The sequence below is a fragment of the Parahoeflea halophila genome, assembly GCF_900220985.1.
GTDB classification, from domain to species: Bacteria; Pseudomonadota; Alphaproteobacteria; order Rhizobiales; family Rhizobiaceae; genus Hoeflea; species Hoeflea halophila.
This window is the reverse complement of sequence record NZ_OCPC01000007.1, coordinates 76,603-88,299: the sequence shown is the minus strand read 5'-3', so window position 1 is coordinate 88,299 and position 11,697 is coordinate 76,603. Positions and strand designations below refer to the sequence as shown.

General features: G+C 60.5%; 12 protein-coding genes. 8 read left to right on the top strand and 4 right to left on the bottom strand.

Annotated elements, in window-relative coordinates; translation table 11 throughout:
- Position 1: 1 nt before the first annotated feature.
- The 8 genes from CRO46_RS19450 (at position 2) to CRO46_RS19420 (ending at position 7,388) form a co-directional block, all read left to right on the top strand.
- A complete protein-coding gene (locus CRO46_RS19450; RefSeq protein WP_097109473.1) occupies positions 2–937 on the top strand; it encodes a putative B6 ABC transporter permease subunit 1 in 936 nt (311 codons plus the stop codon).
- A gap of 61 nt (positions 938–998) precedes the next feature.
- The gene (gene pldA / locus CRO46_RS19445) at positions 999–1,805 is read left to right on the top strand and encodes a 4-pyridoxolactonase (protein ID WP_097109472.1); all 807 of its coding nucleotides are present in this window, start codon (positions 999–1,001) and stop codon (positions 1,803–1,805) included.
- Between the two features lie 13 nt (positions 1,806–1,818).
- On the top strand, positions 1,819–3,003 hold the full coding sequence (gene ppaT, locus CRO46_RS19440) for a pyridoxamine--pyruvate transaminase (RefSeq protein ID WP_097109495.1): 1,185 nt from the start codon (positions 1,819–1,821) through the stop codon (positions 3,001–3,003).
- A gap of 33 nt (positions 3,004–3,036) precedes the next feature.
- Positions 3,037–3,780, top strand: coding sequence for a pyridoxal 4-dehydrogenase, SDR-type (gene pldH / locus CRO46_RS19435; protein WP_097109471.1), 744 nt, complete (start codon positions 3,037–3,039; stop codon positions 3,778–3,780).
- Positions 3,781–4,160: 380 nt separating this feature from the next.
- A complete protein-coding gene (locus CRO46_RS19895; protein ID WP_143439077.1) occupies positions 4,161–4,352 on the top strand; it encodes a hypothetical protein in 192 nt (63 codons plus the stop codon).
- A gap of 548 nt (positions 4,353–4,900) precedes the next feature.
- Positions 4,901–6,277 (top strand): MATE family efflux transporter, encoded by a 1,377-nt coding sequence (locus CRO46_RS19430; protein ID WP_097109470.1) that lies wholly within the window; start codon positions 4,901–4,903, stop codon positions 6,275–6,277.
- 34 nt (positions 6,278–6,311) lie between these two features.
- Entirely contained in the window at positions 6,312–6,794 is a 483-nt protein-coding gene (locus CRO46_RS19425; protein ID WP_097109469.1) for a CIA30 family protein, read from the top strand.
- Positions 6,795–6,908: 114 nt separating this feature from the next.
- Entirely contained in the window at positions 6,909–7,388 is a 480-nt protein-coding gene (locus CRO46_RS19420; protein ID WP_097109468.1) for a pyridoxamine 5'-phosphate oxidase family protein, read from the top strand.
- 281 nt (positions 7,389–7,669) lie between these two features.
- Here the strand turns inward: CRO46_RS19420 and CRO46_RS19415 are convergent, their stop codons facing one another.
- The 4 genes from CRO46_RS19415 to CRO46_RS20240 are packed head-to-tail and all read right to left on the bottom strand — an operon-like array spanning position 7,670 to position 11,683.
- A complete protein-coding gene (locus CRO46_RS19415) occupies positions 7,670–8,287 on the bottom strand; it encodes a cytochrome c oxidase assembly protein (RefSeq protein ID WP_097109467.1) in 618 nt (205 codons plus the stop codon).
- Positions 8,275–8,589 carry a hypothetical protein gene (locus CRO46_RS19410; protein WP_425479325.1) on the bottom strand — a complete coding sequence of 105 codons (315 nt, stop codon included), beginning with the start codon at positions 8,587–8,589 and terminating at the stop codon, positions 8,275–8,277. The genes CRO46_RS19415 and CRO46_RS19410 overlap by 13 nt, the downstream gene beginning before the upstream one ends.
- 5 nt (positions 8,590–8,594) lie before the next feature.
- Positions 8,595–11,078 carry a cytochrome c oxidase subunit I gene (gene ctaD / locus CRO46_RS19405; RefSeq protein WP_097109465.1) on the bottom strand — a complete coding sequence of 828 codons (2,484 nt, stop codon included), beginning with the start codon at positions 11,076–11,078 and terminating at the stop codon, positions 8,595–8,597.
- Positions 11,075–11,683, bottom strand: coding sequence for a cytochrome c oxidase subunit II (locus tag CRO46_RS20240; protein WP_244577974.1), 609 nt, complete (start codon positions 11,681–11,683; stop codon positions 11,075–11,077). Before CRO46_RS20240 ends, ctaD begins: the two co-directional genes overlap by 4 nt.
- Positions 11,684–11,697: the final 14 nt, after the last annotated feature.

The window sequence follows — 11,697 nt, the reverse complement described above, 5'->3', positions numbered from 1 at the left end:
GATGGATGGCCTGCTGACCGAGGCGTTCCTGTCGTCTCTCTTCACCGGCGCGATCGTCGCCGCTGTGCCCATGTTGCTGGCCGGTCTCGGCGAGCAGATGTCGGAAAAGGCCGGGGTCCTCAATATCGGCATTGAAGGCATGATGCTGATGGGTGCCTATATGGGCTTCCTTGTTGCCTTCAAGACAGATTCCCTGTGGCTTGGCTTCGTGGGCGGTATTCTCGGCGGTTTGATGGTGGCCATCGCCATGGCGGTTCTGTGCGTGCGGCTTGGCCTGAACCAGATTGTCATCGGCATCGGCCTGACACTGGGGGCCGAGGGGCTTACCGCGCTGCTTCATCACTTCCAGTTCTCGCGTACCTATCCGCGCCTGCCGGTACCGGAGAGGCTGAACATTCCCGGCCTTACCGACCTGCCGGTGATAGGACCGTCGCTCTTCGGCCGGCACCTGATCGTGTACTTGGCGCTGCTTGCCGTCATTATTCTGGCGCTTCTGTATCGCCGCACCAATCTCGGCATGACCTTGCGGGCCGCGGGGGAAAGCCCGGCCGCCCTCGACGTGGCCGGCGGCAACGTGCTCGGTATTCGCGTCTTTGCTGTGCTGTTCACCGGCGCCATGGCCGGGCTCGGCGGCGCCTATCTCGCAAACATCGGCGCCGGACTCTTCGTGCCGTTCATGACCGGCGGTGCGGGCTTCATCGGCATCGTACTTGCCATGCTGGCGCGCGGGCGGCCGTTCTGGGTGTTGATCGGCTCGCTGATTTTCGGGGCGGCGCTGTCTCTGACCACGGCTCTGCAGGTCGCAGGCTCGAACATTCCAACCGATGTGATCCAGATGCTGCCCTTTGCGGCCGTGATGCTGGTTCTCGTGCTTTTCGGCCGCCGGGCAAAGCTGCCCTCGGCCTTGGGCGCAGCCTATGAACGAGGCGCGCGCTAGGGCGTGCCCACAATGACCGCGCCAGGGAGATAAGGGCGCGGCGCAACAAAGGAGAAGTGACATGGCCGATACCAAAGTCTTCCTGCTCGACGGCGGCTCGCTGGTTCTGGATGGTTTTCATATCTGGTGGAACAAGGGACCGGGCGGTGAGGTCCGCTTTCCGGTCTATTCGGTGCTGGTCGATCACCCCAAGGGCAAGTTCCTGATCGATACCGGCTACGACTTCGATCACGTGCAGAAGGTCTTGCCCTTCGAGAAACCGCAGCAGACCGAACAGCAGACCATCCCCGGCGCACTCAAGCTGCTGGGCCTCGAGCCCAAGGACATTGACGTGTTGTTCAATTCCCACTTCCACTTCGACCATGTGGGCGGCAACAAGTTTTTCCCCGACACCAAGAAGATCTGCCACAAGGATGAGCTGCCGCAGGCAGCCAAGTGCCAGCCCTTCGAGGTCCTGGGCTATTCGGACCTTGCCTTCTCGACCGAGGTGGCCGAGGCGCGCGGCATGTCCGACCAGCTGACCGCGGGCCAAACGGCTGCCAACACGAAGTATGAACTGATCGAGGGTGACGTGGAGCTGGCCCCGGGTGTGACCCTTGTCTACACGCCCGGTCACACGGTCGGCCACTACTCGCTGCTCGTCGAGTTCGACAACCGGCGCCCGCTGCTTCTGACCTTGGACGCGGCCTACACACGCAAGAACTACGACAACGACATCAATGCCGGCTTCCACATCGATCCCGTGGCGGGAGTGAGTTCCATGCGCAGGCTCAAGCAGATCGAGAAGGAGAAGAACGCCGAGGTGCTCTTCAGCCACGATCCGGAGAGCTTCAAGGACTACAAGACCGGCGTGAACTTCTATGGCTGAAGGGAAGAAACCGATGAGATATCCTGAAACCAAGCCGCCGGTCTTTACCCTGACTGCCGGCCCCGTGGATGCCTATCCGGAAGTGCTGCGCGCGCTCGGAACGACGGTGCTCTACGACTACGACCCGGCCTTCCAGGCGTTTTTTGAAGATCTCACCCTGAAGGCCCAGGAGGCACTTGGCTGTGACCTGCCGCCTCTCATCCTGCAGGGAGAGCCGGTTCTGGCGCTCGAAGCGGCGGCAGCCTCGCTGATCGCCAAGGAAGATGTGGTGCTCAACCTCGCGTCCGGCGTTTACGGTAAAGGGTTCGGCTATTGGGCCGCGCGCTATGCCAGGAAGGTCGAGGAGATCGAAGTGCCCTACGACACGGCGATCGATCCCGAACAGGTGCGCGATTTCCTCTCGTCCCATCCGGAGGTGAGGATCGTCTGCGTGTGCAACCACGATACGCCGTCGGGGACGCTCAACGATATCGACGCGATCGGCGCTGTTGTAGCGGAAGCCGGCGCGCTTCTCATTGTCGATGCCGTCTCCTCGTGGGGCGGGATGCCGACAAGCCCGGATTCGAGCCAGGCGGGGATCTACGTTACCGGCCCGAACAAGTGCCTGGGCTGTCCCCCGGCTCTTTCGCTGGTCGCCGTATCAGAAGCCGCCTGGGCGAAGATCGAGGCCAACCCCGATGCGCCTTTCGCTTCGATGCTGAGCTTTACCGACTGGAAAAACGCCTGGAAGAAAACGGAACCGTTCCCCTTCACCCCGTCGGTGGCGGAACTCAACGGTTTGAGCGCAGCTCTGGACCGCTATCTCGATGAGGGACCGGAGCAGGTCTGGGCCCGTCACGCGCTGACGGCGCGGATCTGCCGTGAAGGGATCAAGGCGATGGGGCTCGAGTTGTGGGCGGCGAGCGAAGACATCGCCTCGCCCACCGCGACAGCCGTGAAGATGCCCACGGGTATCGACGCCGGGGTGGTGCTCGGTGAGGCCAGAGCGCGCTACGGCGTTTCCATGTCCGCGGGTCGCGCTGAAACCCTCGGAAAGCTGATCCGCATTGGCCACATGGGCCCCACCGCACAGCCGGGCTACGCGTTGCTCGCCGTCGGAGCCATGGGCGGTGCGCTGAAGGCCCTCGGTGCCGACGTGGACGTGGCAGCAGGACTCGCTGCCGCGCAGGCCACCTGGGACGCAGAAATCGACGCATGAGGCCGGCAACGGCGAACAGGAAAGGAAGCAATCATGAGTAGAAGTCTTGAAGGCCGCAAGGCTGTGGTTACCGGTGCAGCGCAGGGAATCGGCAAGGCAATCGCCAAGGCGCTGGCCGAAGCGGGTGCTACGGTCGTGATCTCCGACATCAACGGAGAAGGCGCCAAGGCGGCCGCTGCCGATGTCGGGCACGGTGCGGTTGGCGTGACCTGCGATTCCACCAAGGCCGACCAGGTCGAGAAAATGCTGGAAGATGCCGCCGAGAATGGTGCCATAGACATCCTCGTCAACAACGCCTCGATCGTTCCCTATATTGCATGGGACGACGTGGATCTGGCGCATTGGCAGAAGATCATCGATACCAACCTGACGAGTGTCTTCATCGCCAGCCGCAAGGCGACTGACATGATGCGCGCCGTCGATCGCAGGGGAACGGTTCTCAATATTGCGTCCAACGCCTTTTATGCCGGCACGCCCAACATGTCGGCCTATGTTGCGGCGAAGGGTGGCGTCGTCGGCTTCACCCGTGCGCTTGCGACAGAAGTGGGCAAGTACGGGATCCGGGTCAATGCGGTCACCCCCGGCCTCACCGATTCAGATGGTGTGAAGGCCAGCCCCCATGCCGAGAGCTTCGAATTCGTAGAAATGCTTCAGGCCATGCCAGGAAAGGGCCAGCCCGAGGACATCGCCAAGGTCGTGGCCTTCCTCGTCTCGGACGATGCCGGCTGGATGACTGGCCAGTGCGTCAATGTCGACGCAGGCATGATCCGTCTTTGATGCTGCATCCGGTCCAAATGGCGGAATACTATCTATGGGCCTCAGTGCCGGTATCCGCCATGCTGACCGGGTGAAGCAAGAGCTCAGGAACTGACCTGGGTTTACTTCAAACGCAGCAACACCCGCTTACCAGCGGGTGATCCATCACAACCAGGGAGGGCATTGCCAAGTCGTTCAGCCACACCGAACTGGTTACAGGGTGGTGTAACGGACCATAATTTGAAAGTCTCCCGGTGTTTGCTGCGCAACCGCCTACCGGATCAGCGGGTCGCAGGTTCGAAATCCTGCCCCCAAAACCAAGTCAAAACCAAGACGAAAAAGCGCCCAAACGGGCGCTTTTTGCGTTCTACCCAAGAGCCTGAGGAACGGCAGGAGTTGACGTGCTCTCTGAAACCGATTCGAAGTTGTTAGACGGCTTCCAGCTCTTCGGACCCAGCCGAGAGGTGCGGCTCCGTACGCCAACAGTGCTGGCGTCGCAGAAGCCCGAAACCGGGCTGATATTGGCAGCCACCAAGCCATTTATCAATTGCCACATCGCAGGAGCGAAAGAAGAAACCACAGCTGGATCTTGATCCAATTGCGCCTTGCAGTCGTACCTCTTAGCAACAATTGCCCAGAACAGTGGAGTTTTGAGAATAGCATTGAAGGCAGAAGCTCGCGGACACACATCGAAATTCGCCCTGCATCCGGATACAAACCCGAACTCGAAACCTGCGGGCCGGAAACAGAAGTGAATATTACCGCCTTAGAGATGTCGGTAGATCGACAGGATCCGGTCTTCATCGTAGCCGAGGATTATCAGGCCGGTAAGGACGGTCATGTCAGCCAATTTGCCTGTACCGCGGTGCCGAGCACGTAGACCGGAAAGTTGCCGGTCCCGGGAGGAACGCCAGGCGGTTACGGATACCGATGGGCCGACGAGCGTCCTGGCCATCCTTGCCGCCTCGAGTCTGCTCGTTAACACCGCGACCTGTCGACTTTACGGGGTTTGCGGCATTGCCCGTACGACCGAATAGCCGGTTGGGGAAAAACAATCGCGAGACCCTACAGTCGAAAGGCCAGAAGAGATGACAGCATCCACAATCAAATGCGTGGCACGCGTATTCGGCGTTGACTTCTGATGGCAGGAAAGGACCTTACAAGCGGCCCGGTATGGAAGGCTCTTGCACGCATTTCTGCGCCGATGTCGCTCGGAATTTTTGCGGTGCTCAGTGTGGGCGTCGCAGATGCCTACTTCCTCGGCCAGCTTGGTGGCACACCCCTTGCGGCAATCGGTTTCATCTTTCCCGTGACCGCAACATTTGCGTCCTTGGCTATCGGGCTGTCTGCAGGTGCGAATGCAACCGTTTCTCAGAGCATTGGCGGGAGTGACGCGCAGGAAACCACAGCGCGCTACGCCATGCACGCATTCGGACTGGGCGTCGTCATGGCGGCGACCGCCGCGCTGCTGGTCTGGGCAACCTATCCGCTTCTGTTTCGCCTGATTGGCGCGAAATCGGAAGTGCTGGGGGAGATCGCGCTTTACATGCCATTCTGGGCGCTCTCGTTTCCGTTGTTGGTCTCGTTGATGATCACGAATGCGATCTTCCGCGCTTACGGCAGCGGAACGGTGTCGGCTCTGCTTATGGTTCTGGCGGCTGTCATCAACATCGTTTTGAACCCGCTGCTTATTTTCGGCTGGGGTCCAATTCCCGGCCTTGGAACCGAGGGCGCCGCCATTTCCTCGGCCGTGGGGCGCGGCGCTGCAGCTATTATCGGGATCATCTACGCGTTGCGCCGCGGCTACCTCGACTTCGCTGTCAATATCTTCAAAGATCTATGGGAGTCGCTCGGACAGCTTTTACGCGTCGGCGTGCCCGCCGCCCTTTCCAATGCGATCAATCCTGCAGGCATGGTGCTGGTCACAGCCGCTGTCGCGACGCTTGGCGACGCAGCGGTTGCGGGCTTCGGCGCCGCGACGCGGGTGCAGTCCGTTGCACTTGTACCGCTGCTGGCACTTTCGTCGGGAATTGGCCCTGTCGTCGGTCAGAATTGGGGCGCAAGGTCCAAAGACCGCGCCCGCGCCGCCGTGCGCCAGTCCTGGTTGATATGTCTGATCTACGGTGCCTTGCTTGGTACAGCGCTCTTCCTCTTCGGCGAGCGTATCGCATTGGCCATCGCACCGGGCGCAGAAGCGGGAAAATTTACCCAGCAATACCTGACCTTTGTCGGGTGGAGCCTGTTCGGTTACGGTATCCTTGTTACCGCCAACGCGGCCATGAACGCACGATCAAAAGCATTGCACTCCATGTCGCTCAGCCTTGGTCGCATTTTCCTGATTTACCTGCCGCTTGCATGGGCGGGGGTTTGGCTGTTTGGCTACACAGGCATTCTGATGGCTGCGATTGCCGCAAATGTCTTCGCCGCCCTTGGGGCGCTGGTTGCAGCGCGCGCGGTCGGGCTCTTCAGATCCAGGCATGCGGTGATCACCGAACCGGCGCGTCTGGTTCCAACGTGACTTGACCAGGCAGGAAATCGAAAGACGCCACGCAATGACCATGACCAAGCAGCTGAGCCCGAATTGGGTGTTCGTCGCTGACACGGTGATGGGCGGTGTGTCTACAGGTTCGGTAACCGCCACAAGCATCAAGGAGCGTGCGGCCCACCGCCTCACGGGTCATGTGTCGCTGGAAAACGATGGCGGATTTGTCCAAATGGCGTTTGACCTGACCGGCGACATAGCTGTCGACGACGCCGGCGACTGGACCGGTCTGGAACTGGACGTGACCGGCAACAACGAGACCTATGAGGTTCGCCTTCGGACCAGCCAACTCACTAAGCCCTGGCAATCATTCAGGGCCGAATTTCAGGCAAGCGAAGGTTGGAAGACCGTGCGGATGCCGTTCGATGGTTTCGAGGCATACCGGCACGAATTTTCGTTCGATCCAAACCAACTGCGCCGGATTGGAGTGCTGGCGGTTGGTCGTGAATTTCAGGCAGACGTCGCGGTTTCCGCTATCCGGCTATACCGTTAGCCCGATATGCGACTCGACCTGATTGCCTGCCACCGCATCGCCGTCAAACACACGCACTACCAGATGAGCCTTTCACCACGGTCTCAGTCAACCAAAGCCGATAGAGGAAAGCACATGACAGACAAACACGAACACGAACGTTTCTGGGAGATCATTGCCGGCATGCGCGCCTGTATGGTTACAACGTCGGATGGCGGGTTGATCCGCGCGCGCCCCATGGCGCCGTTCGTCGACAAGGATGCGCGCGTCATCCAGTTCGTCACCGATGACGACAGCGCGAAGATCGACGAAATGTTGCTCGACCGCGAGCTTTGCCTGTCTTTTGCCGACACGAAAGCGATGCTGTTCGCGTCAGTCTCGGGACGGGCCGAAATCTCTGAGGACAAGAGGCTTATTGACAAGTTGTGGGGTCCTTATTGCGAGGCATTCTTTCCAGATGGTCCCGACAGCGTGTCTGTCATTACCGTAAATGCGTCGCGTGCCGAATACTGGGACAATGACAAGGGGGTCCTTAAAATGGCCTATGAGGTAACGAAAGCCTATTTCACCGACGAAGGCCCGAACCTCGGCGAGAACGCCAAGTTGGAGCTTTGAGCCATCAGGTCAAGGCTGCGTCCGAAACCATCTGAGAACGGTACTTGCCAGACCAGCTCAGGATGGTTCTGACTGAGGGCGGATATGCCTCTGTCTGTCTGGCTGCCACTCTCTCCTTGGTGGCGGCAATCATGGTGTGGAGGTTGACCAGGTTCCACAGAGTGTTCGGATGCAGGTCAACGCCAGGTCTTCAAGCTGCGGCCGGCTGATGGTCTTGCAGTCGGTGCAGATGTTTCCGGCAAGGTGGTTTGCGACAATGCCGCTGGATTGGTGTTGAAGTATCAGGCTTCCTGCAGCGCAAGGCGTGAGGCCAGATAGGCGCCGCCCACCGCATAGGGCAGCGCCCCGAACAGGGCCATGAGGCCACCACCAAGCTGCTGATCCGGAAGTGGATCGAGGCCGAAGGCTCCGAGGCAGAATTGCGGCGCGTAGATCAGCGTCGGTGCCAGAACCAGAAGCACGCCGAGCATGGCCATGTGCATGGAGGCAAACAGCATCGCCAACGCGCCCGCAGCATCGGATTTCGCATCACGGCCCGCCAGACAGATCCACCACAGCGCAAGCCCAGCTGTCAGAAAGCTCAGCTGTTGAACGGTAAAAGCCGAGTTCATGCGTGCCGCAGCCTCATGCAGAGCCGGCAGATGCCAGCCCCAGACCACGGCAAAGTCATAAACCGAGGCCGCGACAGCACCAAGGTAGCGGTAACGCGGCGCAAGACCGCCCGGAAACAGCCTGAGACCGCCAATCACGATCAAGGGTGCGGCCACTATCATCACACCCAAGTGAAGGATCATGTGGGGTGAAAAGGCGCGACGGGCCATCTCGGCCAAGGGGCCGAGCCACAGCCCGGCCAGCAGCAACAGCCCGGCCGCAAGTGGCCAGAGCCTCAGCCTGCGCATGTGGAGATGGCCAGCGTGGGAAACAGCGTCCAGACCGTGGCGACCAGCCCGACCCAGCCAGAGGCGCGGCTGACACTGCGGGCAAACCCCGGCGCAGACCCGAACCTGGGCGAATACATAAGCGTCAGCAGCACAATCTGCAGAGCTGCGGCAAACAGGAATGCGGCAACCAGCACGATCCGGATCCAGGAGATCCCGATCTCGGAGTTGCCGGGATCAAGCTCGCAGACGAACCCGTGCAGCGCGTAAACGGCGCTGAACGAGGCCAGCCAGACGACAGGCGAGATGAGAATTCGGAGCACATCCTTCATCCCACCAGCCCCGGTAGATAGACGGCCAGAATGATGAGACCTGTCACGACGAAGAGATAGATCGCCCACACCATCACGATCGAGAGTTCGCCCCGGCGCCGCTGCGATATGTAGCCGGCGCGCTGCCGGGCCAGAAGGAACAGCACCATCAGGCTCGTCAGCGTCGCATGAAACAGACCATAAGACCCCAGCACCACAATCGTGGCATTGTAGGCATGCTCGGCTGCAGGCGGCGCATTCCAAAGCATCATTGCAAAGGCGACCACAAGCCCAAGCGCGCCGGTGAGTGCCGCTGAAATGGCCACGGCAGGATTGCTGCCGTTCTGGTTCTTGCGAACGGCTATGGCCGTGCCTCCGGCGGCAAGCATCACGCCGCCCGCCGCTGCGAGCATGGTTGGCAGCGACGGTTCCATGAAGGCAGGAGGCGGCCAGCCCGGGGCGATGGTCCACAGGAACGCATAGCCGAACAGCAGCGAGCCGAACAATGTTGCATTCGCCACCAGCAGGAAAACTGATCCCCACCAGCCCGGGGGGCGGCTGACCTCGGCAATTGGGGGGATGAGAACCCCGTGTCCGATGGGCTGATCGCCCAGGTCCTGTCGTGAACCAAGCTGCCAGACCCAGCGCCAGCCAAGCGCGGCCACGGCGGCAATGGCAAACGGCGTGATCACGTAGATCTTGACGAGAAGAGAGACAAAAAACACACCCGTCACGGCCGCAAGAATTACAGGAAGGCGGGTGTTGGCGGGATAGATCACCAGCTGTTCAGGCTTCCCCGTAGCGATGTCAACCATCAGGCTCTCGCGCCGGCCGGTTGCCGCATCTCCGAGATAGCCGTCGCCGCGCGCAAGCTCTGCCGGCAAAACCGGATTATCCCACAGTGGCTCGCGCGAATTCACCTGCGGCAGGCTTGCGAAATTATAAGCCGCGGACGGTCTCGGGATGGCCCATTCCAGCGTGCCCGAACGCCAAGGGTTGCGCCTGGCGCGATGACGCACAGCGAGATTGAGCAGAATCCCGATCAGCACAAGGGTCAGCCCGAACGCCATCACGAAACCGCCGACCGACGAGATCAGGTTGATCACGGTCCAGCCATCCTCGGGCAAATAGGTCGAAATGCGCCGCCGCTGTCCCATCAGGCCGACCCAGTGCATGGCGAGGAAGGTGACATGGAAGCCCAGGAAGATCAGCGCGAACGCCATCTCGCCAAGCCGGAAGAACCGCCGGTTCCCCGTCACCAGCGGAAGCCAGTAGTAAATGCCGGCCAGAACCGGAAAAACGAAGCCGCCAAACAGCACGTAATGCAGGTGCGCGGTAACGAAAGCGGTGTCATGTACCTGCCAGTCGAATGGGACAACGGCCACCATGACACCGGTTAATCCGCCGATGACGAATGTCACGAAGAAGCCAAGGATATGAAGCATTGGCAGCCGCAGCGTCGGCGAGCCTTTCCACATCGTTCCGATCCAGGCAAAGACCTGGACTGCTGTGGGAACCGCGACGAGAGTCGAGGCCGCGGAGAAGAAGGCAAGCCCCATATGTGGGATGCCGGTGGTGAACATGTGGTGCACCCACAAGCCGAAACTCAGGATCGCGAGTGCAACCGCTGCAGCAACCACCCAGCGGTATCCGAGCAGCGTGGTGGACGACATCACCGGCAGGATGGTCGAAACCATGCCCGCGGCGGGCAGAAATATGATGTAGACCTCGGGATGGCCGAACAACCAGAACAGGTGCTGCCACAACAGGCTGTCGCCGCCTAGTTCCACCTGGAAAAACGGCATCCCGAAAGCTCGCTCCAGCTCCAGGAGGATTGATCCCAGGATCAGCGGCGGAAATCCGGTCAGGATCATCAAGGAGACCACCAGCATGTACCAGGCGAACACGGGCATCTTCGCGAGCGTCATGCCGGGTGCTCGGTATTTCAGGATCGAGACGGTGAATTCCACCGCGGCGCAGATCGCCGATATCTCCACAAAGGTGATGCCGATCAGCCAAAAGTCGGTGTTGATGCCGGGCGAGTGGATCCGGCCGGTGAGCGGCGGATACATGAACCAGCCGCTGTCGGGCGCGATCCCGAACAGGAGCGAGATCAGTAGCATGGCGCCGCCGAAAAAATAGCACCAGTAACCGTAGGCGGTGAGACGGGGATAGGCCAGATCACGCGTGCCCAACATCTTGGGCAGAAGGTAGATCGCCAGGCCCTCAATCATCGGGATGGCGAATAGGAACATCATGATGGTCCCGTGCATGGTGAAGAGCTGGCTGTAGATCTCCGGACCGGCAAAGGCCGAATGAGGGGTCGCCAACTGCGCCCGGATCAGCATGGCAAGAATCCCGCCAACCAGAAAATGAAACGCCGCGGTGACGATGAACATGCGCCCGACATCGCTGTGATTGACAGTGGAAAACCAGCCCTTCCAGCCCGGTTCGGAAGACCAGATGGCAGTCAGCTTGCGATGCCGTGCCAATGCATTCATTGATCGCCCTCCAGGAATCTCTGCCACTCTTCGGGGCCGTGTGCGATCACGGTGAACCTGTGATTGTCATAGCCATTGCCGCTGAACTCGGCGCTCAGTCCCGCATAACTGCCGGGTATATCGGCTTCGATCCGGAGCACGTTGATGTGACCCGGGATCGCGTCGAGCTTGCCTGCAAGCCGCGGAACCCAGAAACTGTGGATCACATCTGCCGTGGTGATGGCGATGTCGACAGGGCGCCCGGCTGGAATGTGCAAGACATTTTGTGTCGTGCGCGAGGCGTCGCCACCATAGGTAAAGCGCCACGACCAGCTTCGCGCTTCGGCTTCGATCCGTGTCACCTCAGCGCCAGCACGCGGCATGAGACGCTCGCCGATCCACAGGCCATAGGCCAAAAGGCCAAGCAGAATGACGGCGGGAAACACCAGGCCCAGTCCGATGATCCATACTTTTTCAGCAAAAGCCGGAACCAGCCCGCTCCCGGCGGGACGAAAGGCAAGCGCCAGCAGCGCCATCACAAACACGAATATCACTGTAAATGTGATAAGCATGACCCACCAGAGTGTGGCGATCGAGTGCGCTGCTGGCCCTGCCGGGTCAAGCATCGACAAGTCTCCGG

Excerpts from the sequence above, each read along its gene's own strand:
- ctaD (WP_097109465.1), bottom strand. The coding sequence starts at position 11,078 with ATGAATGCATTGGCACGGCATCGCAAGCTGACTGCCATCTGGTCTTCC.
- ppaT (WP_097109495.1), top strand. The coding sequence starts at position 1,819 with ATGAGATATCCTGAAACCAAGCCGCCGGTCTTTACCCTGACTGCCGGC.
- CRO46_RS20240 (WP_244577974.1), bottom strand. The coding sequence starts at position 11,683 with ATGCTTGACCCGGCAGGGCCAGCAGCGCACTCGATCGCCACACTCTGG.
- CRO46_RS19425 (WP_097109469.1), top strand. The coding sequence starts at position 6,312 with ATGACCATGACCAAGCAGCTGAGCCCGAATTGGGTGTTCGTCGCTGAC.
- CRO46_RS19450 (WP_097109473.1), top strand. The coding sequence starts at position 2 with ATGGATGGCCTGCTGACCGAGGCGTTCCTGTCGTCTCTCTTCACCGGC.
- CRO46_RS19430 (WP_097109470.1), top strand. The coding sequence starts at position 4,901 with ATGGCAGGAAAGGACCTTACAAGCGGCCCGGTATGGAAGGCTCTTGCA.
- CRO46_RS19415 (WP_097109467.1), bottom strand. The coding sequence starts at position 8,287 with ATGCGCAGGCTGAGGCTCTGGCCACTTGCGGCCGGGCTGTTGCTGCTG.
- CRO46_RS19420 (WP_097109468.1), top strand. The coding sequence starts at position 6,909 with ATGACAGACAAACACGAACACGAACGTTTCTGGGAGATCATTGCCGGC.
- pldH (WP_097109471.1), top strand. The coding sequence starts at position 3,037 with ATGAGTAGAAGTCTTGAAGGCCGCAAGGCTGTGGTTACCGGTGCAGCG.
- pldA (WP_097109472.1), top strand. The coding sequence starts at position 999 with ATGGCCGATACCAAAGTCTTCCTGCTCGACGGCGGCTCGCTGGTTCTG.